We start from the raw sequence: 23,805 nt of genomic DNA, 5'->3' as shown, positions 1-23,805 counted from the left end.
GAGATATAGAAATTTCTAGGGAAAGCGCCGCGACTCTTAATGAAGATCGTGGTGCTTTTTTTTGCATTAAAGAGGTGGTTTCCATATATATTCAAGTAACGATCGATTTAAAGAGATATACGGGGGAAGTATTTGACTTGCAAGTGTCTAATTACCGCTCCATCAAGAAGGTTGTGGAGATAGTATGGCAGGTAAAGGAAATTGCCAGTACACCTAAAGAAGGCTATTGGGTGCGGGTCCAGAATAAAGAGTTCGTATGTTCAGGTTATGATACCCTGCTTGATAGCGGAATTACGACGGGGGACCGCCTAGAGATCCTCTAGTGGATTAAGTGCGGACTCGTTATAGGAAAAAAGTCTAAAGCCCTTTAGCAGGGGTAAAGGAGTACATAGAATGGATGAGAAAAGACCCTCATATCTGGAGAAAAAAACAGAAGCCGCAATGGTAAAGGATGATAATGGGCATTTGTTCGTTTTCCAACGGGCAAAACTTTCGATGCAGGACCCATTGGAATTACAGCTTATCCATGAAGCGGATGATGCTCTTAAGAAACATATAGAAGTGACAGAGGACGAGGTGCAGATCAGAGTAAATCCACCAGCCTCTTTTTTTGGTTTTTCTAAAGCTAAAGATAAAAACCTGATGCGGCGATGGATGTCGGCTTATCAAATCTTGAAGAAAATCAGAAATCATGAATTGACTCGGCTTAAACTAGTCGTCTGTCCGGAGAATTTCGTTTTTGATCCAAGCTTGGCCCCATACTTTCTCCATTATGGTGTAAAAGACAGTTTGCCACCTTATGAGCAAGATCAAGATGAGTTATTTCAAGAAACGAAGGCAACGATTTCGGCTCTTGTGGATGGGCAGTATTCATTCGATGAGTATTTGCTATACCATAAAACACTAAAACTATCGAAGGAATCACAAAGCATTTTGGCAGCGGGGACTTGGAATGAACTTGCCTTGGTCGTTCAAAATCAGATAGTTGCTTTAGAGAAGGAAGACAAAGCCCTTGTACATATACCAGAAAAGAAGTGGAAAACGGGTCGTTATACACTTTGGGGAACGGTGATAGCTCTAGTGCCACTGCTGTACTTTACGAGTTACACATTATTCTTCTCTCACCCAAGACAGGATGCCTATGTAGAGAGCGGTGAAAGCTTCTTAAAACAAAAATATAGTGAAGTCATTGACCGTTTGGAAAACTATGATCCAAAAAAGATGCCGTATGTCGTTCAATATGAACTGGCAAGATCTTATGTCACTTATGAGCCGTTGAAGGGTGTCCCGAAGAAGAATGTAGAAAATGCCATCACTTTGCAGACCGATAGTCAGTATCTTCTATATTGGATTTATATAGGCAGGGGCATGAATGAGGACGCAATCGATTTGGCGAGAATCATGGAGGATCGCGAATTGATTATGTATGGACTGGTAAACCAGAAAGAACAGATTAAGCTAGACGATAACCTTTCAGGGGAAGAAAAGGAAACGCAAATTAAAGAAATCGATACAGAGTTGTCCCAATATGAAAAGGAAATAAAGGAATTGCAAAAGCAAATGGAGGAACAGCAAGAGCAGCAAGAGCAGCCTGCTGTAAAAGAAGAGGAAGTAAAGGAACCAGCTTCTGAGAAAGAAGAGGAAGTAAAGGAACCAGCTTCTGAGAAAGAAGAAAGTAAGGATTCCTCAAAAAAATCATCTGAAGAAAAAGAGAAAAGCAAAGAGTGAGCAATGGGCCTTTTGCGGAGGTGAGATTTAATGAGTTTATTATGGATTTATTCTAAGGGGAACTACCAATCCTATACGATCAAGGATAATCATAGCGGTCCAATTACGATTGGGCCATCAAAACAGGATACGATCACCGTTTATTCCATTCCCTTTGAACATGGTCCTATCAAGCTGAAAAAACATGAGGGGCTTGATGAATATGAGGTGTTTAGAGAGGACAAGAAGCTTGGCGATGTAAAGCCATTCCAAGGCTTCACCTTTCATGAAGGAGAAGAAACGGTCGAGATTTTTTATACGGCAGGGGAAGTGGAAGAAAGCCTCTATTATATTGGGAACTTGAAAGAAGTCACTCTATCGGCAAATCGTGGAGCGACTTTCCGTAAAGAAGGACCCGTTTCCGGCGCTGGCTTTTCCCTTGTTCATCATAAAGGGCAGTGGCTTCTCAAACCAGATGCAACAAGCAGGCTTTACCTGAACGGTGAAAAGGTAATGAAAACACTTCCCATTCAAAATGGCGATCTGATTTGCTGGCCGAATATGGTGCTGAGGTTGATTGAAGGCGACTTATTGATGATTCATAGTGCTGAAAGTTATGAAACATCCTTATCTAAAATGAAGAAGCCCATCTCTGAAATGAAAAAAAACTACCCACAATATCGCCGAACACCAAGAATGATCTATGAACTGCCGGATGAGAAAGTGACGATATCATTTCCGAGCCAAGAATCGGAGGATAATAATAGAGGGTTATGGCTAATCCTTATGCCACCATTAATGATGCTGATTGTCATGGGGGTCATCACGATCGTTCAGCCACGGGGAATTTTCATCATCATATCGATTGTGATGTTCACAACGACTTTAGTAACCTCGTCGGTACAATACTTTAAAGATAAAAAGAAGCAAAAATTCAGGGAAGAAAAACGTCAACGTGTGTATACACGGTATCTAGAGCAGAAGAGGGAAGAACTGCAAGAGCTGTCAGAAAAGCAAAAGAATGTATTGCTCTATCATTACCCTTCTTTTGAAAGGATGAAGCATCTAACCGATAGTATCAGCGATCGTATTTGGGAGCGAACATTGGAAAGTGAAGACGTTCTCCACTTTAAGATCGGAACGGCGACTATACCATCAAGCTATGAGGTGTCGGTAAATAGTAACGATATGTCCAATCGGGATATAGATGATTTACTTGAGCAGTCTCAGGAACTTGTCGATGTTTATAAAAACCTGGATAATCTTCCGTTATCCATTGATTTATCAAGCGGGTCCATGGGTCTTGTCGGTAAAGAATCAATCGTTAAACGGGAGCTACAGCAATTGATTGGACAACTGGCCTTTTTTCATAGTTATCATGATGTTCGATTTGTGGCCATTTTTCCTGAAAAGGATTACCAAGAATGGGAATGGATGAAATGGCTCCCTCATTTTCAACTGCCGCATGCATATGCAAAAGGGTTTATCTACAATGAGCAATCCCGCGACCAGCTACTGACTTCGATTTATCAGCTATTGAGGGAAAGGGATTTGGATGAAAACAAAGGGAAAGTGAGATTCACCCCTCATTTCGTCTTTATCGTCACGGATCGTAATTTAATTGCGGAGCATGTCATACTGGAATATTTAGAAGGCAAAACGGACGATTTAGGTATCTCGACGATTTTTGCTGCAGATGCAAAAGAGAGTTTGACGGAAAATGTCCATACGCTTGTGAAGTACATAAATGATCGCGAAGGTGAGATTCTCATCCAGCAAACGAAGGCTGTTCATACTCCTTTTACACTTGATACCCATACAAAAGAAGGCAATGAGCGCTATGCACGAACGCTGCGTTCACTAGATCATCAAAAGGGCATGAACAATTCGATACCAGAAACGGTATCATTTCTGGAATTATTGAAAGCGCGTGAAGTGGAAGATCTGCCTATCAGCCGTAACTGGCGGACCAATCAGTCTTCCAAATCCTTGGCGGTACCCATTGGATTGAAAGGGAAAACGGATAGGGTTGAATTGAACTTGCATGAAAAGGCACATGGCCCGCATGGATTGGTGGCTGGGACGACTGGATCGGGGAAAAGTGAACTACTGCAAACCTACATCTTATCGTTAGCCGTTCATTATCACCCTCATGAAGTTGCCTTTTTGCTCATTGATTATAAAGGTGGGGGAATGGCCCAGCCTTTCAGGCAGATTCCGCATCTGCTGGGAGTCATTACGAATATTGAGGGAAGCAAGAATTTCAGTGCCAGGGCACTAGCCTCCATCAATAGCGAATTGAAGAAACGCCAGCGGATGTTTGACAGATATGAAGTCAATCACATCAATGATTACACGGATTTATACAAAGAAGGCAAAGCGGATGAACCGCTGCCGCATTTATTTTTGATATCAGATGAATTTGCCGAGCTTAAAAACGAAGAACCCGAATTCATCCGCGAATTAGTCAGTACGGCGAGAATTGGACGAAGCTTGGGTGTTCATTTAATTCTTGCTACACAAAAGCCAGGCGGTGTTATTGATAACCAGATTTGGAGTAATGCCCGTTTTAAAATTTCCTTGAAGGTGCAGGATGCCAATGATAGTAAGGAAATTCTTAAGAATAGTGATGCCGCAAATATTACGGTCACCGGACGGGGATATTTGCAAGTAGGAAATAATGAGGTTTATGAACTGTTCCAGTCAGCGTGGAGCGGTGCTCCATATTTAGAAGATACGGTTGGATCCGAGGATGAAGTGGCTCTTGTCACAGACCTTGGTCTCGTTCAAATCTCAAATGTTACGGAACAAATCACTAATAAGAGGAAAGAAAAGATTAGTGAAATTGAAGCTGTGGCGGATCAAATTGTGACGACGCAGCACGAAATGAAAATTACGAAGTTGGCAAGCCCGTGGCTTCCGCCTCTTCAAGATCGTCTATCCAGAAGCGATGATAGAAGCCTTACGAGGAATCAATTCCATCTGGGAATGAAGGATGAACCCGAATTACAGAGCCAGACAAATTATGTCTATAACTGGATTGATGATGGGAATATTGGGATTTTTGGATCTTCCGGATATGGCAAGTCAACAACCATTTTGACCCTTCTCTTTAGTTTTTCAGACCAATTCACTCCTGAAGAGCTCCATTATTACATTTTTGATTTCGGGAATAGCGCTTTACTGCCATTACGTCAGCTTCCTCATACAGGGGATTACTTCCGATTCGATGAGTTAAGGAAAATTGAAAAATTCATGTTATTCATGAAGGCGGAAATGGAAAGGCGTAAGCAGCTTTTTTCAGAAAGAGAGCTTAGTAACATCAAGCTTTATAATGCGTTAGTGGAAGAAAAATTACCGATTATTTATATCATAGTCGACAATTTTGACTTAGTGAAGGATGAGATGCAAGACCAAGAAGCACAGTTCATTCAATTTGCACGTGACGGTCAATCACTGGGGATATTCATGATTTTATCGGCAACGAGAATCAATGCGATTCGTCAGCCATTAATGAATAGTCTTAAGACGAAGGTCGTTCATTATTTAATGGACAGCTCGGAACAATACTCAGTCTTGGGTAGAACCCCTTATGAAAATGAACCTGTTCCGGGTAGGGCGTTGGTGAAAAAGGACCAAACCTATCTCATGCAGGTCTATTTACCAGCCGATGGAGCGGATGATATAGCCGTTTTGGATGAAATGAAACAGGCTGTTGCAAAGCATAAGGATCAATATAAAGAATTAGCTAAGCCGCCGGCCATTCCGATGTTACCGACACGTCTTGATTCCGGCACCTTCAAGACATATTACTCAAAAGCCATTAAGGAGGATTCCATACCAATCGGGCTTTCAGAGGAAAGCGTTACACCTGTTTGTGTGGAGTTGGATACCAATCCATTCTTGCTTGTCGTCGGACAGTCACGTAAGGGGAAAACGAATATCCTTAAAATACTCTTGGAATCGCTGCTTACACAGTCCATTGGGGAAATAGGTTTATTTGACGGAGTTGACCGTGGCCTATCTTCATATGCTTCAATGGAGACGGTACGTTATGTGGAGACAAAAGATCAGATAACCGAATGGCTCGATCATATCACTGACATCTTTGAGGATCGTGAACGACGTTATCTAGCGGCATTGGAAATGAAATCGATGAAGCAGATGGAATTCCCATCGATCATTTTTGTCATTGATAGTATTTCAAGGCTTCAACAATCGATCGATGGCAGGATTCAAGATAGGATCAGTGGTTTGATGAAACAGTACAGTCATCTTGGGTTTAGTCTGATCGTCGCTGGAAATGCAAATGACTTCACTAAAGGGTATGATTCGTTGACAACTGAATTGAAACAAGTCAGACAGGCAGTTTTGCTTCTTAAAAAGTCGGACCAAAGCTTGTATACGCTCTCCTATTCGAGAAAAGAAGAAGAAATTCAGCCTGGTTACGGATATTTTGTACTAAACGGTCAGGAAAGTAAAATCCAAATTCCTCTAAGTGAATATAGAAGGAGAGTGCAAGAGAGTGTCTGAAAAAATAAAGCCGATTCTATTAATCGGTAAAATACTGGTGATTTTAGCGCTGCCCATCCTGTTTTTTTCTTATATTGGACAAAATCCAATGAAAAAGACGGAAACGGCTTCGCGTGAAATCGCCATTGTCAATGAAGATAATGGGACTGAATTTAACAATAACCCCATTTACGTCGGTTCAGAGCTTGCTACCACATTGGACAAGGATTCTGAATATGATTGGTTTGTGGTTAACCGAAGTACGGCGGAAAGTGGACTTGCAAACCAAAAGTACGATGCCGTTATTTACTTCCCATCGGATTTTTCAGAGAATATTTATACGTTCGATGATGAACAGCCAGTCAAGGCGGGGATTAAGTACAAAGTACAAACAAGTTTGAACGCTGAGAATATGGAAAAGGTACAAAAGGAATTAGAAAAAACAAAGAGCAAGATGAATAAACACATTTCAACGCAGTATTGGAGTTATGTTTCCCAATCTGTCGAGGATATCCGTAAGAAGTTCGATAATGTCCTTGCCAAAGAAATCGCTTTTCAAAACACGATGTATGAGTTCTATACTCCAAGCTCGGAAAGTCTTGCCGGGGAAATCAAGCAACATAAGGACATGCTTGAAGGAGTCTTCGCCCAAACTAAGGATGCTGGGAAAACGAGTAATGAAACAATGGGTGAACTAGGAAACACGAAAGCCCAAATGGCTTCCTTTGTGAAGGATGTCGTTACTTTTGAAGAATATCAACAAGCTCAAAGTGACCTTTTTGCGGAGGCTTCGGCTCAAAATCAGCAACTTATCACGGAGAGTGTTCAATCATATGACAAGGTGTTGAATGAGGGGAACCAATCGGTACCAGAGATTCAGCAAGGGATGAATACGAAATACAGTCTAAATGACCAAGGCATTAATGAGAATGTAGGGGTCATGCAGCAGAAAATTGATTCTAGTAATAATGAATTAGAAGAGTTTTCAACAAACGTGAAAGACAAACAAGTAGAACAAATTTCGAAAATCACCCAAGATCAACAAAGCTCGATTGAACAAATCAAACAATCGGAAGAGGCTGGTCTTGATACACTTCAGGCTACATTGCTTGCACAACGAGGGAACCTGGCAAGCAGCCCTGGTGATGGGGAGGATGTCACAGATGGTGGTACAGCACCAATAGAGGAAATTGAAACCGAAACGGGAAAAGGTGAATCGGGAGCCGCTCCTTCTAAGAAGGATCCAATCGATGAACTTTCGCTACAGGGACTGCTGGACCAAATCAATGGCATCAACACGGCACTTGAAAGTTTGGTGCCGGCAGAGGGAAGTGAAGGAACTGCTGAACAAATCAACATTCTTACAGCAGAACTCCAAGCTGAAATCAATAATCTGAGCGGAACGGTGAACGGTAGAACGGGAAATTATAATCAAGTGATAACGGAGTTTAATACACTGGTAGATTCATATACTGAGCTGCTGGCACAATTTACGCAATTACAAGACGATTATAATAAACTCGGCACGAATTATAAGGATTTAGGCGACCAATGGAAAAAGTCGCAAGAGGATATTCAAAAGCTACAGGACATTCAGAGCATGACCATCGACGAGTCCATAGCAGAGATCAAGAACCTCGAACAGGCACTCCTTGAAAAAGTGGGAGGAGAAAGGCGGGCAGTATTAGTCGAAGTCTTTAATGATTCGATCACGAACCGCGATTCAAATGACCTCCTTGCCTATTATGGCTCGCTGTCATCTTATAGTGAATTGGCTGAAAGAGTCACGGAAGCGAATATAGATAAGGTTTTTGCAGCCAATATAAAAGAATTGGAAAACTTGAAAAATGGGGTTTCCGTTAACGTAGATGAGGAAGCGAAACTCGTCAAAGCCAGTTTAGCGGGAGTCAATGAAAATTTTGGGATGTTCTCCGATTCCATTTTAGGTTATATGAACGAATATGATGCAAACGTAAAATCAGGGCAGGAAGCCACATTAGCAGAACTGGCGGCCATTACCGAACGGGCTCAAGCGGTGTCTGCCAATTTGTCTGAGCATACGGTGGTTCCTGAAATGGAGCCCGAACCACCAGTAAACCTTGATGGTGAAATGTTCGTATCCCTACAAGATAATACGGCAAAAACGGTCGGCTTCATTTCCGAGCTGGTTAATTCTGTTGCCGAACGACAAGACACGGTTACGAAGGATACAGCCGACCTGCAAGCGAAAGTGGGGTCCGTACAGGAAAGGGCCGATCAGCTTAATGATAATTGGTCCCAAAATGTAGACTCAACCGTGAAAATCAAGACGGATGTATATAGTGTCTTGAATAACACTCTAGTCGATGATCAGCAGAACGGTTATGTGTACGAATATTTAGCGAATCCCGTTCAAATCAGCGGGGAAGTCCTTCATCAGGAAAAGGTCAATATCCCGCCAATCGTCATGTTGGTGATCATACTCATTTCCGGATTATTGATCGGTTTCTTCTTGCATCATTATGGAACCATTACAACGATGGTGCATGCGGCATTGTTTACTTTATTGAATCTGATCGTGGGATTAATCATCAGCATGTATGGTTTGAAGATTTATCCACTGGGTGATATACAGGAGATTAAGTGGACCGTTTTCACTGTCCTGCTTTTATTCTTCTGCTCAGCGTTCACCCGACTTGCCTTCTCCATTGGGCCATTTGTCGGTTCCGTCCTGGTGATCGGTTTGATCAGTTTCTTTACCATTCCATTATTGGATTTAATCATGCCTAACTTCAATGTCGACCACCCGATTGCAGACGTATACATGTCCATTCAATTTGGTGATCAGTCGGCATTCATTCCGGCTATTGTCATCTTGATCATCCTGACGTTAATCGGATCGATCATTCCATATATAGTGAAGCGTTTTACGGAAAGAAGAGAAATGGCCCATGAAGTGGATTAAATATGTAATGCCCGTTCTGGTTATCTTGTTCTTTAGCCACACTTCACATGGTGTGGCCAAGGAGGAACCCATGGTGGAGCCCAATGAATATCAAGAAAAGGATATTGATATTCAGACGGAGTATTTTCATGAGGAAGGGTTGCTGGAACAGAAGCAGAGACTGCCGGAAGAACAAAAGGATCTTACTTTTGAAAGAGGGAAATATGATGTCATGGAATCAGTTAAGGACACACTGTTTCTTTCCCCGATTACGGAGAAAAATAATAATACCATCGCTTCTAAAGCCGACCAGCTTGGATTATTTTCAGAAGTCGGCATTCGAACGAGAAGCGGAGAAGAAACAGAGCCTTCCCTTCATTTTGACCTGACGATTTTGCTCGGTATCGTATTAGCGCTTTCGGTCGTTTGTTTGTTTTTTATCCTTATCCCGAAAATGGGGAAGCAAAATGGTGGCGTTAAACGGAAATGAAAACAGCCCGAGTCCTGATTTTTGTCAGAACTCGGGCTGTTTTTGCTACATGGCCATAAGGGTTTTAAGAAGCCCTAACAGAATGGCGGCTGCCAAGACCCAAATGAAGAATTTTTTATACATGTTCAGTACCCCGATCTTATGAGTGAGTTGCATTCATTTTAGCATAAACAACAAAGAAGGACAGTGGGTTCATATGTAGTTACATGTATCAATGTAATGACCCTGGAAAAGGAAGGATGCCCCAAGATATTGGCGCATCCTTCTTCCGGGTTATTTGAATAAGTCAGGATAAACGGTTTTTGCTGCGAGTTCTACAGCTTCACCAATCCTTGGTCCAGGTCTTGACATGACATTTTCATCAAGCAAATGGACGTCATCATTTTTCACGGCATCGATATCTTCCCAGCCTTTACGCGATTTAATTTCACCAACAGCATCTTCTGCATATGTGGCAGTGGTAATGATGGCTTTAGGGTTCCGCTTGACGATTTCTTCTTCGGATACTTTAACCCAGCCTTTTTGGTCGTCAAAGATGTTTTTAATGCCTGCTGTGTCCAGGATTTCTTGTTGGAAGGTTTCAGCACCTGTTGTATAGATTTCCGGAGCAGGACTAATTTCAAAGTATGTTTGTTCCTTTTCATCTAACGTTTTCACTTTGTCTTCGACACTTGTAATTTGGGATTTGATATCTTTCACTAATTTATTCCCTTTATCGGTAACACCCATGACTTTAGCAATCTGCCCAATATCTCCATATACATCATCAAAATTTGCCGCAGATTTAATGACAAATACAGGGATGCCAGCATCTTCGAGTGGTTTCAGTGTCGTTTCATCACCGATGGTATAAGCAATGATGGCATCTGGCTTCAAGGCAATGATTTTTTCTGTATTGATATTCACAGAGTCTGAAACATGTTCAATATCCTTTGCTTCCTTAGGATAATCATCAAAGTCTGTCACGCCAACGACTTTTTTTCCCTGCCCAAGAGCAAATAGGATTTCCGTATTGCTTGGTTGAAGTGAAACAACTGTTTCCGGCACTTTATCGAATTTTATTTTCTTTCCAGTATCATCTGTAACAGTATAGGCTTTGTCTGCCTTGTTAGTATCTTTATTATCCTTTGAGGCTGAATCATCGGTTACTCCACATCCGGAAAGGAAAAGGGTAAGCAACAGCATGGAAATCCAGCTGAATTGTAGGGTTTTCTTCATTATTATTCCTCCACTTTCTTTTTCAAGGGTTTGGTTGGGTATGATTTGCTTATAAAAGGAATCTCCTCGATACCCTCGTGCTTATTGACGTATACTGCCATTACGAATAAAACGTTTGCAAGCAAGTGTGCGTAATCAAAGAGAATGGCTGGAATCTCTCTTTCTAGACTTACCTTATGTAAAGCGCGTACGGACTTTTTGGCTTCACTGCGGCAAGTGTGCAGAGCACATGCTGCCGTAGAGCCTTGTGGAAGGACAAATGTCTCGATGCGATCTTTTACTTCAGCGACATACCGGTCATAGATTCCACTTAACCGGTCCAGGTCATTGTCGGTAATGGCTAATTTCCCACGAACTGAACCATTCAAATGGTAAGCCATGGGCAGTAATTCCATTAAGTCACGGTATACGTCCGGGACATCCTTAGTAAGCGAGGCAGCCAGGCCGATTTGTGTCGTCAATGAGTCTGTGCGGATTTCAAAATCGACGGTAGAAACGGATTCGCGCATGTATGGGTAGCATAGAAATCGAAAGTCCTTTGTTGCCAAAGCTCCCACCTCCTGTACGTAGTTATGTGAATGACCTCCTTATCGCTTTTTGCAGCAAACAAAAAGCCGACCAAGAGACTTGGTCGGCATCGAACATCATAGTAGAAAAAAGATGGAAGACTGCCGTACAATCTCCTATCTTCCGAAGAGCATGATACGATAAAAAAAGGCAGGTCTCCTGGCTTGTGCTTCATCTTACTCTAAGAACCTTCCCATTTGGGTAAATGGATGGTAATCGACGTGCGATTTCATCCTCAAATAGTGGTATGCATCTTATTTCATTAGCATTTACAGTTGCGGAAACAGCTTCGGTTTTAAACCGAATTCCCTATTAAGCTGACTGGGCAGCACCTTTTTCTGAAAGGTTTATATTCACTTAGCAACAGTTTACCATACCTTTTTCCTTATAGAGTATTAATATTTTTAGAGAATTTCGTTTATGGTTTACTTAATATCTAGTAAAATTACAATGTAAGGTTTAATTGGAGGTTAATGTAAAATAATATTGATAGAATAGGTATGAAATAAAAGTGATAGGTGTTTTCGGGAGGTAGAGAATGATATATAAGCAGGTCAATCAAAAACTTGAAAAGGTTCTAGGAAACATTGAAAAGGTGATTATTGGAAAACGGGATATAGCAGAGCTAAGCATCGTGGCACTTCTTTCCGGTGGGCATGTTTTATTGGAGGATGTTCCGGGTGTCGGCAAGACTGTGATGGTCAGGGCACTGGCAAAATCCATAGGTGCAAGCTTTAAGCGGATACAATTCACGCCTGATTTACTGCCTTCTGATGTAACGGGTGTTTCGATCTTCAATCCTAAGGAACAAGAATTCATTTTTAGGCCAGGACCGATAATGGGCCATATTATTTTAGCGGATGAAATTAACCGGACTTCGCCGAAGACGCAGTCCGCCTTGCTTGAAGCGATGGAAGAGGCAAGTGTGACGATAGACGGTATCACAAGAGGATTGGATAAGCCCTTTTTCGTCATGGCGACACAAAATCCCATCGAGTACGAAGGGACATACCCGCTTCCGGAGGCTCAATTGGATAGATTCCTGTTAAAAATGAAAATGGGCTATCCAGGTGTGGAAGAAGAGATAGAGGTACTGCAAAGGGCTCAATATATGGCACCGCTTGAAGAGCTGGAATCCGTCATCACCATAGATGAACTGCTCGCTTTACAGGCGGAGGCTAAAGCGGTAATCGTGGATGATACAATAAAACGTTATATTGTTGAATTGGCGAATCAAACCCGTACACATGAAGGAGTCTATCTAGGGGTAAGCCCGCGTGGTTCGATTGCATTGATGAAGGCAGCCCAAGCCTACGCACTTCTCCAGGGCAGGGATTATGTTCTTCCGGACGATGTTCAATATTTAGTTCCGTTCGTATTCTCCCACCGCCTTATTTTGAAACCTGAAGCGAATTATGATGGATTCGACGCTGGAATGGTGATCCATGAAATCGTCGCGATGACTCAAGTGCCTGTGAAGCGGGCTGTAACCTAATGCGCCATTTCATCATTCTAAAGAAAAACCTGAGTGTGATTGGCCTGTTATTTCTGATGGCATTTTCCTTTTGTTTTGCGATGTTTCAAGGCGGTTTTGTCAGTTGGTTCATTTTTTATTCATTTTTGCCGTTCGCTGTGTACGCTGTGATTCTATTGTTATATCCGCTTCACGCCTTTACGGTTGAAAGAAAGGTCAATAAAAGAGAATGTCAGGCCGGTGAATCTGTTGAAATCTCCATGACATTTACCCGTAAAAACAGGCTGCCTCTTTTATTGATGGTGGTGGAGGAGGAGATGCCTCAGGAAATGGAAGATAGGGGGATTCAAAGGAAGACACTTATCTTTCCGGGAATCAAGCGTACCTTCAGTATGTCATATACTTTGGAAAATTTGCCGCGCGGTGATCATTCGTTTCAATCGATCCGCTTTTGGATAGGGGACTTATTTGGGCTCTTTGAAAAGGAAGCGGTATATAGCTCGCCTTTGAAAATAACTGTTTTTCCTCCATATCGTGAGCTGGCATACAGCGATCTTGATCGAATGTTCAATCATGGGTCAATGGGTTCAACAAAGAAAACTCAACGGGAACATTCAGTGATATCAGGGGTGAGAGAGTATCAGCCGGGAGATCAGCTGTCGTGGATTAACTGGAAGGCGACGGCTAGAGCGAGTGAAATCATGACGAAGGAATTCGAAGTGCAGAAAAACCTGGATGTATTCATCATTCTTGATAACCAACCATCCTTTTTCTTTGAAGAATCCATTGTAATGACGGCTTCCTTTGTGCACGCCTTGTTAAAAAAAAGCATGGAGATTGGATATGCGAGTACGGGATCAAGGCTAATCCTTCCGCCAGGAGCGGGCAGTAACCAGAGACGAAAGATTTTTTACCGCCTTGCTAAAGAAGAGCCGAGTGTGGTAAACGCTTTGAACGAGAAAGTAAGCAAGGGGCTGCTGTCGGCAAACGCGGCTGTGATATTCGTTGTTTCCGATTTAACCCTTGAAAAGGTGGACATATTGAGTTCTTTCCGTGCTAATAAGGGATTGACGATGTTATGTGTGAAGAAACCAGTAGATCTTACAGATGAGGAAAAAATGGCAAGTTCTACAGCTATCTCGAGGGGGATAAAGCTTAGCTTTTTTGGAGATGGCAGATCAGAGGTGATGGCGAAATGACTGTCAATGCCGAAAAGTTGGAAAAGTTCATGCATGTCCTTCTGTATATTTTTGGATTGTTATTGATCACGGAGTGGTTAAGACCTGTCGATAAACTCACGGATACAGGTAATATTATCATTTTTGTCCTATTTTTGATTTTTTCCCTGCTCTTGCATTATTTCCGCATACATTGGTCGATCCGTTTTATTCTCATAAGTGCTTATATCATGATTTCATTACAGTTCCTTCATTCGAAAACCGAATTATTTCAATTAACATGGTTGATGGGATTTCTAGTGGATTTTACAAGCAATCTTGGGTATATATACGATGGGAATTGGGAGCTGATCACAAATCCATTTCGGACGTTTCTATTTTTTGTGCTTCTTTGGCTTGTAACATACATGATCCATTACTGGGTGATGGTGAGGCAAAGCATCTTTTTCTTTTTTATGTTAACGGTGATCTTTGTATCTGTACTTGACACATTCACTCCCTATGTGGGGGATAAGGCAATGGTAAGAATCATCCTCATTGGGTTCTTGATGCTCGGACTGCTGTCCTTGCTGCGTCTAACGATACAGGAGCGAATTAGGTTTCCGATGGCTTCCATCAATAAATGGATCTTGATGCTGACAGGCATGATATTGATAAGTGTCCTTGTGGGCTTCGGTGCCCCAAAGCTTTCTCCACAGTGGCCGGATCCAGTTCCTTATATTACTTCATATTCAGATAGAGCGATGAAAGAAGACGGTGGTTCAAAAGACAAAAGTGTCGGATACGATGAGGATGATTCTGATCTTGGCGGTTCGATAGAGCCTGATAGTTCCATTGTTTTTTATAATGATGCATCAGCCGGACATTATTGGAAAGTGGAGAACAAGGATATTTATACGGGGAAAGGATGGGTTTCCATGCAGGAAACGGACTTTTCATCTTTTTCTAACGGTCAGGATATCACATCTTTAGATATTTACGATGTTCCGGATGTGGTAAAAACAGAAGAAATGACAGCAAAAGTGTCCATGATGGAATCTTATTCCCATATCCTTCATCCGCAGTCCGGATATTTAAAAAAGATTGAGGGCAAAAACGGAATTGGTTTTAACTATTATCCGGGGATGGACAAAATCATTTCCGAACGGGAAAATGGCGAACGACTTGTCATGAAAGAATATGTGCTGAACTATGATATGCCGAGTTTTGATATAGCGGAGTTAAGGAAGGTAACGGAACCCGATGAAACGATGGATGTGCTAATGGAAAAAAACACACAGCTTCCAGAGGGCTTGCCATACCGAATCTATGAATTGGTAACGTTGCTCACAAGAAATGAAACGAATTGGTACGATAAAGCAAAAGCGATTGAAGATTATTTTGACAGTCCTGAATTCATTTATTCAAAGGACGATATTTCTTATCCAGAGACAAATCAAGATTATGTCGATCAATTTTTATTCGAGACACAGATAGGGTATTGTGATAATTATTCGACTGCGATGGTTGTTTTACTCCGTGCCGCCAATATCCCTGCCAGGTGGGTTAAAGGCTACACGGAAGGAGAAAAATCAATCCTCGATGGTGAATCCGTATATAAGGTGACCAATAATAATGCACATTCCTGGGTCGAGGTTTATTTTTCAGGGATAGGCTGGGTACCCTTCGAGCCGACGAAGGGCTTCAACGGGGAAGCTGAATTTTATGACTCGGAATTGAAGCCGGATGAGGTCAAGAATTCAGAGAAGGAAGCTGTAGCTAAGGAAGAACAAACAAAGAAAGAGACCGAGGAACGCAAGGATACACCAGATAGGGAGACCCAAACATCTGGGGAAACTGGTGGTGGCAACCGGGAAGGGCTCTTTAAATGGACTTCCATCAGTCTGTTAAGTGTAATGATTCTCGCAGCAATTGGTTATTTCTCCCGGAGGAAGTGGATCCCGCATCTGCTGATTTTTCATTATAGAAAGAAATCTGGTGCTCACTTTACGACAGCCTATATAATATTATTGAAACAATTAAAACGTGCTGGATTAGTTCGTCCGGATGGACAAACATTAAGGGAGTATGCCGCCTATGTGGATGCAGTGTACGAGACAGATGTGATGAGTGATTTGACGGCCGGATACGAGTTAATGTTATATCGTGGAGACGTGGAAGATGGCGAATGGGAGCACTTTCAAAACGGTTGGGAAAGCTTAATGAGAAAAACTAGCTCTTGACCAGGTTTTTATTATATTGATACAATAACAAAAACTAACTTAAACTAATATATCCTTCATATATCCTCGATAATATGGATCGAAAGTTTCTACCGAATCACCGTAAATGATTTGACTATGAAGGCGGATTTTAACAGGAAAGCTGAAAATCTGCCTTCGTCTATACTTTTTGTGTATTTTTGAGGGTGGATTTTTAGTTTTTCTTTTTTTATGATAATATTTTTTTTAAGAAAGTATCGCTCGATTTTATGAGTGAATTACATTAATAGAGGTGACGTTTGTGCCGGGGAAAACAGAATTGCAAAAAAACCAGGAAATGATCGTAGTACTAGATTTCGGAAGCCAATATAACCAATTGATCACTCGTCGTATCCGTGAATTCGGTGTGTACAGTGAGCTTCATCCTCATACAATTACTGTAGAAGAACTTGAGGAAATGAACCCTACTGGAATAATTTTCTCAGGAGGTCCGAACAGTGTGTATGATGCAGCTGCATTTGGCTGTGATGAACGCATTTTCGAAATGGGTCTACCGATTTTTGGCATTTGTTATGGTATGCAGCTTATGACCAAGCATTTTGGTGGAAAAGTGGAACCAGCGAAAAATCGTGAATACGGAAAAGCGACACTTGCTATCCAAAATGAATCTAAGTTATTCAGTGACCTGCCGAAAGAACAAATCGTCTGGATGAGCCATGGTGATTTAGTGGTGGAAACACCTGAAGGCTTCAGTATTGATGGAACGAACCCATCTTGCCCCATTTCAGCAATGAGTGACGAGTCACGTAAATTGTATGCCGTACAATTCCATCCGGAAGTACGCCATTCAGTATACGGAAATGACATTTTGAAAAATTTCGTATTCGGCGTTTGTGGCTGCAAAGGTGACTGGTCCATGGAGAACTTCATTGAAATCGAGATGGAGAAAATCCGTCAAACGGTCGGTGATAAAAAAGTATTATGCGCATTGAGTGGCGGCGTGGATTCTTCCGTTGTTGCCGTATTGATCCATAAAGCAATCGGCGATCAGTTAACATGTATTTTCGTTGATCATGGATTACTTCGTAAAGGGGAAGCTGAAGGTGTAATGGAAACATTCAGTGAAGGCTTCAATATGAACGTAATCAAGGTTGAGGCATCAGAACGTTTCCTTTCGAAACTTGCTGGCGTTTCAGATCCTGAACAAAAACGGAAAATCATCGGTAATGAGTTCATCTACGTATTCGATGATGAAGCAACGAAGCTTGAAGGTATTGATTTCCTTGCACAAGGAACGCTTTACACGGATATTATTGAAAGTGGTACGGCCACTGCACAAACAATTAAATCGCATCACAACGTTGGCGGTCTGCCGGAAGATATGCAATTTAAATTGATTGAGCCATTGAATACTCTATTCAAGGATGAAGTGCGTGCACTTGGAAGTGAAATGGGCATCCCGGATGAAATCGTTTGGCGCCAGCCATTCCCTGGACCAGGTCTAGGCATCCGTGTATTAGGCGAAATATCAGATGAAAAACTTGAAATCGTTCGTGAATCTGACCATATCTTACGTGAAGAAATTAAAAAGAACGGTTTGGAACGTGAAATCTGGCAGTACTTCACAGTGCTTCCTAACATCCGTAGTGTAGGGGTCATGGGCGATGCCCGTACGTACGATTACACTATCGGGATCCGTGCGGTTACATCCATTGACGGAATGACTTCCGATTGGGCGAGAATTCCATGGGATGTACTTGAAATCATCTCAACAAGAATCGTTAATGAAGTTAATCATGTAAATCGCGTCGTGTATGACATTACGTCTAAGCCACCTGCAACGATTGAGTGGGAATAGAATAATAAAAACATCCAATCAGTGAAGGGATTAACCTTCACTGATTTTTTTGTTAAAATAACTTTTGAATAGGTTGATTACTTACATTTCACGTATTTTGGCGAATGAATAGCCATAATAAGTAAGGGAAATATAGCGAAACGCGAACGTTTCCTGAAATTACATAAAAAATATTCGTTTGATATATTGACGATTATTTTAGTGACTGGTACACTAAACCTATAATAATAAAAAAACATAATTGTCGTATAATATTGGGGATATGGCCCAAAAGTTTCTACCAAGCTGCCGTGAACGGCTTGACTACGATGTGTATGGATTGGCGAGTATGGATAAACCGCCACTTCTTTACATGACCGCAGTCAAGCCCCGTTCGAAAGTGAATGGGGCATTTTCTGTTGGCTTATGATTTTATGATAGGGGAGACTCATAATGAAAAATTATTTTCGGTTTAACGAGCTGGGAACTAATTATCGCCGTGAAATACTTGGTGGTCTAACTACGTTCCTTTCTATGGCATATATCCTGGTTGTCAACCCTGTGATGCTAACTTTACAAAGCATCGAGGACTATCCAGATGAATTAAGAATGGACTACGGAGCAGTTTTTGCAGCGACGGCTTTAGCTGCAGCAATTGGTTCGATATTGATGGGTCTCATAGCCAGATATCCAATATCGCTCGCGCCAGGTATGGGATTGAATGCTTTCTTTGCTTTTACAGTTGTGCTTGGTTTTGGAATTCCTTGGCAGACTGCTTTATCAGGAGTTTTGATTTCAGGTATTATCTTCGTATTGCTTTCCCTTTCTGGAATACGTGAGAAAATCATTAATGCGATTCCGGTTGAATTGAAATACGCAGTTGGGGCTGGTATCGGCTTATTCATTACTTTTGTAGGGTTCCAAAATGCAGGAATCATCACGAATGATGATAGCGTTCTTGTTGGATTGGGAGACTTAACATCAGGAAATACTTTATTGGCTGTCTTTGGAATTGTCGTAACCGTTATTTTGATGACAAGAGGCGTCAAAAGCGGCGTGTTCATAGGAATGGTCATTACGGCCATCGCAGGAATGATCTTTGGACAAGTACCCGTTCCGGAGAAAATAATCGGGGCTGTTCCAAGTATAGCGCCTACATTCGGAGTTGCATTCGATGCTTTCGGGAACCCGGGTGACCTCTTTACTGGACAAATGTTAATCGTGATATTGACCTTCTTGTTCGTAGCATTCTTTGATACAGCTGGTACGTTGGTGGCTGTTGCACAACAAGCAGGTTTGATGAAAGATAATGTTCTTCCTAGAGTTGGAAAAGGATTACTTGCGGATTCATTATCCATCGTTTCAGGTGCAATTCTAGGTACATCCACAACTACATCTTATGTAGAGTCAACATCGGGTGTTGCTGCTGGTGCTCGAAGCGGTTTTGCGGCTGTAGTAACAGGATTACTATTTATCCTGTCGCTTTTCTTCTTCCCGCTTCTTTCAGTCGTAACATCTGCGGTGACTGCACCAGCATTGGTGATAGTCGGAGTATTAATGGCATCTTCACTCAAAAATATTGACTGGCACAAGTTCGAAATAGCGGTACCTGCCTTCTTTACCGTTATCATGATGCCTATGACTTATTCAATCGCTACAGGGATAGCTTGTGGATTCATTTTCTATCCTATCACCATGACGATGAAAGGAAGAGCTAAAGAAGTTCACCCAATCATGTGGGGACTTGGAGTCGTCTTCCTTCTATATTTCATTTTCTTGAAGTAAAAATACGGAGTAAGTAAGAAGAGCCCTGATTTTGGGGCTCTTCTTTCATGTTGTAAGAGAAAGGACATATCGTGTATAGTAAAAGGACTAAATACTAAGTACTTTATCCTGTGAGGCTTAGGGATGACTTTGCGAAAAAATGAGGGAGAAAAATGAATGGTTTTATCGTTGAAAAGGTTTTGAACAATAACGTGGTGATTGCCACGCATCCGTCATATGGTGAAGTCGTTTCTATTGGAAAAGGGTTAGGCTTCAACCGGAAGAAAGGCGAAGAGTTGAGTCCGGAACTTGCAGAGAAAACTTTTGTTCTAAAAAATGTTAAAGAACAGGAAAGTTATAAAAAACTTTTGCCGCAAATCGATCAAAATCTTCAAGCAGCCATTATAGAATCCATTCATCTTATTAACGATCGGGTGTCAGGAAAACTCAATGAACATATACATGTCGGTTTAACTGATCATTTACTGTTCGCCCTTCAACGTGTTTCTCAAGGAATGACCATCAAAAACCCTTTTTTGAAAGAAACGATAACCCTCTATCCTTTTGAACATGATATTGCTGTTGATGTCATCGATTTAATTCAAGATAAGACAGGCATAGGCCTTCCACAAGGGGAAATAGGTTTTATCACGCTTCATATTCATAGTGCAATAGCAAATAAGGACTTATCGGAAGTCAATCAGCATTCACAGCTAATCTTTCAACTTATCCAAGTCGTTGAAGAACAGCTCAACGTACAAATAAATAAGGAAAGCATTGATTACACGCGTTTGGTCCGTCATTTAAGATTCATGATAGACAGGGTAATGGCTGGGGAAACAGTGGATGAACCTGAAAAAATTGCATTGCTATTGAAAGAAGAATATCCTTTGTGTTACAATATCTCATGGAAGCTAATAAAAATTATGCAGCAGAAAATAGGCAAACCGGTTTGTGATGCGGAAGCTGTCTATCTAACGATGCATATCCAACGATTACAAAAGAAAATAAAATAAAAATACATTAACTTACGTGTTACTGATTCGATCAGGCATAAGTGAGGAGAATGATTGTTGTGAAAGAGGGTATTATATACCTGAAATTTCATTTCAATCCTAATCTTTGCTTATGCCTTTTTTGTATTGAATCCTGTTGCGTTGGAAGATGAAACTATCGTTTAAATGTAACCGTTTTATTAGCCGAAAAAAAACAGTAAAGAGGAGGAAAACATATGTTTAAGAAGTTGTTTGGTGTTTTGCAAAAGATCGGTAAAGCTTTGATGCTTCCTGTAGCCATTTTACCAGCGGCCGGAATCTTGCTTGCGTTTGGTAATGCATTGCAAAATGAGACTTTGTTGGATATCGCTCCGTTTCTTGCGAGTGGCGGAGTAGAAATGGTCGCATCCGTCATGGAGAATGCCGGAAATATTATTTTCGGGAATCTTCCCTTGCTGTTTGCTGTTGGGGTCGCAATTGGGCTAGCTGGCGGGGATGGCGTTGCCGGGCTTGCGGCAATTATCGGATTTTTGATCATGAATGTAACAATGGGGACGGTTCTTGGAATTGACGCTGTTGATATTAAGAACAATGGTGCGGTATATAGCGATGTACTGGGAATCCCGACATTGGGAACAGGCGTCTTCGGCGGTATTATTGTCGGTGTCATGGCTGCTATTATGTATAATAAATTTTATGAAATTGAACTGCCTTCTTATTTAGGATTCTTTGCAGGTAAACGTTTTGTACCCATTGTAACAGCTGCAAGCGCAGTTATCCTTGGGTTGTTGATGATTCTAGTTTGGCCGACGATACAATCGGGGTTAAATTCATTTTCCGAAAATATGTTGGGAGCAAACCTAACTCTGGGAGCTTTCGTGTTCGGAGTTGTAGAACGTGCATTAATTCCGTTTGGTTTGCATCATATTTTCTATTCACCATTCTGGTTTGAATTTGGCAGTTATATCCCTCAAGGTGGGGGAACGCCAGTCAGAGGTGACCAAGCCATTTTCATGGCACAAATTAAAGATGGTGTACAGAATTTAACGGCAGGTACCTTCATGACTGGTAAATATCCATTCATGATGTTCGGATTACCAGCTGCAGCTTTGGCTATTTATCATGAGGCTAGACCTGAACGAAAGAAAATAGTCGGTGGCTTGATGGCTTCGGCTGCACTTACATCGTTCTTGACTGGGATTACAGAGCCTCTTGAATTTGCATTCTTATTTGTAGCACCGATACTTTTCGGTATCCACTGTGTGTTTGCAGGTCTATCATTCATGACTATGCATTTACTTGATGTGAAAATCGGGATGACGTTTTCAGGAGGATTAATCGACTACGTACTGTTTGGTTTAATTAATCCTCAAACAAACGCATGGATTGTTATTCCGGTTGGGTTAGTTTTTGCGCTTATCTATTACTTTGGATTCCGATTTGCGATTCGGAAGTTTAACCTTAAAACTCCTGGCCGTGAAGTGGATGAGGAAGATGAAGATGGAGCAGAAGGAACTGCAAGCACTGCTGGAAGTCTACCTGCAGATATCTTGGAAGCTATGGGTGGAAAAGAAAATATTTCTCACTTAGACGCATGTATTACACGTCTTCGTGTATCAGTAAATGACATCGGTAACGTTGATAAAAATAGGTTGAAAAAACTTGGTGCCGCTGGAGTGCTGGAAGTGGGCAATAATATCCAGGCGATCTTCGGACCTCGTTCAGAAACGATCAAAGGGCAAATGAAAGATATCATAGATGGGAAAAGACCTCGTAAAGTGGAAGCGTCTCCTGAAGTGGGCGTGGAAAATCAAATCGAGGACATCGTCCCTAAACCTTTACGGACAGATGGAGTTTCCGAGCATTTTATTTCACCTATTAAAGGGGAATTAAAACCGATTACGGAAGTGCCTGATCCAGTCTTTGCTGAGAAAATGATGGGTGATGGGTTCGCCATCATACCAGAGGAAGGACTTGTTGTTTCTCCTGTAGATGGTACGATCGTTAACCTATTCCCGACTAAGCACGCAATAGGTATCGTTTCCGATGCTGGACGTGAAATATTGATACATGTCGGGATCGATACAGTTAAGTTAGAAGGCAAAGGGTTCGAAGCACTTGTCGCTCAAGGAGATAAAGTGACAAGCGGGCAGCCGTTGCTTAAAGTTGATATAGAGTATGTCAAAAACAATGCCACCTCTATTATTACGCCAATCGTCTTTACCAACCTTTCCGAAGGGGAAAGTGTAAAGATTGAAAAGGTCGGAAATGTAGATAGAGAAGAAGCGGGCGTTATTTCCATCGGATAAATAAACATAATAAAAACAGGAGGGCGGCTGCAATTAGCTGCCTTCTTTTTTTTAGTCATTCATTAGCAAAAGTGCTTTAGTATATTCTAATCTTTGTGCTTGGACATATTAGCAATATGGTATGAAAGGGAATGTATTATAGAAGAAGGTGGTGGTTTGTAAAAAAAACGAATAAATTTCAAATATTAAATTGACTTGTCTCCATGTGGGTGATATTATATTAAATACACCGCTTGAGACAGTAACGTTAAGCAAGAATTAATAAAAACTTGTTGTTGACATGTCGTTCGAAAGGTGTTAAACTAATAAAGTTGCTGATGAAGCAATGGTAAAAATTGCTCTTTGAAAACTGAACAAAACAAAGCGCCAACGTTAAATTTTAAGTGAGCACACACTATCAAAAAAGCAAAATGAGCAAGTCAAACATTTCTTCGGAGAGTTTGATCCTGGCTCAGGACGAACGCTGGCGGCGTGCCTAATACATGCAAGTCGAGCGAATCGACGGGAGCTTGCTCCCAGAGATTAGCGGCGGACGGGTGAGTAACACGTGGGCAACCTGCCTATAAGACTGGGATAACTTCGGGAAACCGGAGCTAATACCGGATACGTTCTTTTCTCGCATGAGAGAAG

Annotated in this window: 14 protein-coding genes, 1 rRNA gene and 3 riboswitches; of the genes, 13 read left to right on the top strand and 2 right to left on the bottom strand. The window is 41.6% G+C overall.

Annotated features, from left to right (window positions below; translation table 11 throughout):
• The first annotated feature begins 83 nt into the window (after positions 1–83).
• The 5 genes from LQ203_RS23325 to essA all read left to right on the top strand — a co-directional run bounded on the left by LQ203_RS23325 (position 84) and on the right by essA (position 9,632).
• Positions 84–323 carry an EsaB/YukD family protein gene (locus LQ203_RS23325; RefSeq protein WP_230161854.1) on the top strand — a complete coding sequence of 80 codons (240 nt, stop codon included), beginning with the start codon at positions 84–86 and terminating at the stop codon, positions 321–323.
• Between the two features lie 70 nt (positions 324–393).
• Positions 394–1,728 carry a type VII secretion protein EssB gene (gene essB / locus LQ203_RS23320; RefSeq protein ID WP_230161788.1) on the top strand — a complete coding sequence of 445 codons (1,335 nt, stop codon included), beginning with the start codon at positions 394–396 and terminating at the stop codon, positions 1,726–1,728.
• Between the two features lie 30 nt (positions 1,729–1,758).
• Positions 1,759–6,240: a type VII secretion protein EssC gene (essC, locus tag LQ203_RS23315; RefSeq protein ID WP_230161786.1), complete on the top strand. Its 4,482-nt coding sequence runs from the start codon at positions 1,759–1,761 to the stop codon at positions 6,238–6,240.
• A complete protein-coding gene (esaA, locus tag LQ203_RS23310) occupies positions 6,233–9,163 on the top strand; it encodes a type VII secretion protein EsaA (protein ID WP_230161784.1) in 2,931 nt (976 codons plus the stop codon). The genes essC and esaA overlap by 8 nt, the downstream gene beginning before the upstream one ends.
• Entirely contained in the window at positions 9,150–9,632 is a 483-nt protein-coding gene (gene essA / locus LQ203_RS23305; RefSeq protein WP_230161782.1) for a type VII secretion protein EssA, read from the top strand. The genes esaA and essA overlap by 14 nt, the downstream gene beginning before the upstream one ends.
• A gap of 273 nt (positions 9,633–9,905) precedes the next feature.
• Here essA and LQ203_RS23300 read toward each other — a convergent pair whose 3' ends face one another.
• Together LQ203_RS23300 and LQ203_RS23295 are read right to left on the bottom strand one after the other, a co-directional pair.
• Positions 9,906–10,850 (bottom strand): ABC transporter substrate-binding protein, encoded by a 945-nt coding sequence (locus tag LQ203_RS23300; RefSeq protein WP_230161780.1) that lies wholly within the window; start codon positions 10,848–10,850, stop codon positions 9,906–9,908.
• 2 nt (positions 10,851–10,852) lie between these two features.
• A complete protein-coding gene (locus LQ203_RS23295) occupies positions 10,853–11,359 on the bottom strand; it encodes a hypothetical protein (RefSeq protein WP_230161852.1) in 507 nt (168 codons plus the stop codon).
• A 189-nt stretch (positions 11,360–11,548) separates the two neighbouring features.
• Positions 11,549–11,768: riboswitch (cobalamin riboswitch) on the bottom strand.
• Positions 11,769–11,955: 187 nt separating this feature from the next.
• On the opposite strand from LQ203_RS23295, the gene LQ203_RS23290 reads away from it, so the two are divergent.
• The 8 genes from LQ203_RS23290 to LQ203_RS23255 all read left to right on the top strand — a co-directional run.
• A complete protein-coding gene (locus LQ203_RS23290; RefSeq protein WP_230161778.1) occupies positions 11,956–12,912 on the top strand; it encodes a MoxR family ATPase in 957 nt (318 codons plus the stop codon).
• The gene (locus LQ203_RS23285) at positions 12,912–14,090 is read left to right on the top strand and encodes a DUF58 domain-containing protein (RefSeq protein WP_230161775.1); all 1,179 of its coding nucleotides are present in this window, start codon (positions 12,912–12,914) and stop codon (positions 14,088–14,090) included. Before LQ203_RS23290 ends, LQ203_RS23285 begins: the two co-directional genes overlap by 1 nt.
• Positions 14,087–16,291, top strand: a complete 2,205-nt coding sequence (locus LQ203_RS23280) for a transglutaminaseTgpA domain-containing protein (protein ID WP_230161773.1) — start codon at positions 14,087–14,089, stop codon at positions 16,289–16,291. Before LQ203_RS23285 ends, LQ203_RS23280 begins: the two co-directional genes overlap by 4 nt.
• Before the next feature lie 36 nt (positions 16,292–16,327).
• A riboswitch (purine riboswitch) is annotated at positions 16,328–16,429 on the top strand.
• Positions 16,430–16,607: 178 nt separating this feature from the next.
• A complete protein-coding gene (gene guaA / locus LQ203_RS23275) occupies positions 16,608–18,128 on the top strand; it encodes a glutamine-hydrolyzing GMP synthase (protein ID WP_290370638.1) in 1,521 nt (506 codons plus the stop codon).
• Positions 18,129–18,352: 224 nt separating this feature from the next.
• Positions 18,353–18,454, top strand: a riboswitch (purine riboswitch).
• Between the two features lie 106 nt (positions 18,455–18,560).
• The gene (locus tag LQ203_RS23270) at positions 18,561–19,892 is read left to right on the top strand and encodes an NCS2 family permease (RefSeq protein WP_230161771.1); all 1,332 of its coding nucleotides are present in this window, start codon (positions 18,561–18,563) and stop codon (positions 19,890–19,892) included.
• A gap of 152 nt (positions 19,893–20,044) precedes the next feature.
• Positions 20,045–20,887: a transcription antiterminator gene (locus tag LQ203_RS23265; RefSeq protein ID WP_230161770.1), complete on the top strand. Its 843-nt coding sequence runs from the start codon at positions 20,045–20,047 to the stop codon at positions 20,885–20,887.
• Positions 20,888–21,102: 215 nt separating this feature from the next.
• A complete protein-coding gene (gene ptsG / locus LQ203_RS23260) occupies positions 21,103–23,175 on the top strand; it encodes a glucose-specific PTS transporter subunit IIBC (RefSeq protein ID WP_230161768.1) in 2,073 nt (690 codons plus the stop codon).
• Positions 23,176–23,603: 428 nt separating this feature from the next.
• Positions 23,604–23,805, top strand: a 16S ribosomal RNA gene (locus LQ203_RS23255); the annotation flags it as partial.

This window comes from Peribacillus sp. Bi96, assembly GCF_918698115.1.
Classification (GTDB): domain Bacteria; phylum Bacillota; class Bacilli; order Bacillales; family DSM-1321; genus Peribacillus.
This window is presented reverse-complemented; position numbering and strand designations above follow the sequence as displayed.